We start from the raw sequence: 421 nt of genomic DNA on the forward strand, positions 1-421 counted from the left end.
ATCTGCTTTTTAATCGATCGATCGGTAGAACGGATTTAGCTGGTGGCTCATACGAAACCCTGTTAAAATCTGTTAGGGAGCGGATATTAAAATATCCCGACCAGGTGAAAGTCTACCCGGGCCACGGTCCTTCAACAACGGTCGGCGATGAGCGAAGGCATAATCCGTATTTAACGGACTGACGAATAATTTCGCACTTAACAAGGAGGAAACGCACGTGCGGTTTTACGCACCAAAAGGAACAACCGATATTTTGCCCGATATGGCCAAGAAGTGGCGGTATCTCGAGCGCAAAGCGTCGGATTTATTTGAAAAATACGAATACGAGCCCATCGTCACCCCGATTTTCGAGCACACGGATGTGTTTCAGCGGGCCATTGGTACATCGACCGATATCGTTCAAAAAGAGATGTACACCTTC

The 421-nt window shown here is 47.3% G+C and carries 1 protein-coding gene and 1 pseudogene; both read left to right on the plus strand.

All coding sequences use genetic code 11. The annotated features are described in order from the left end of the window. Positions 1-182, plus strand: a pseudogene (locus COY37_RS09000) (MBL fold metallo-hydrolase); the annotation flags it as partial. Between the two features lie 35 nt (positions 183-217). Next, a partial coding sequence (locus tag COY37_RS09005) for an ATP phosphoribosyltransferase regulatory subunit (RefSeq protein WP_286977303.1) occupies positions 218-421 on the plus strand: 204 nt, incomplete at its 3' end.

The organism is Candidatus Aquicultor secundus, from assembly GCF_002791875.1.
GTDB classification, from domain to species: domain Bacteria; phylum Actinomycetota; class Aquicultoria; order Aquicultorales; family Aquicultoraceae; genus Aquicultor_A; species Aquicultor_A secundus.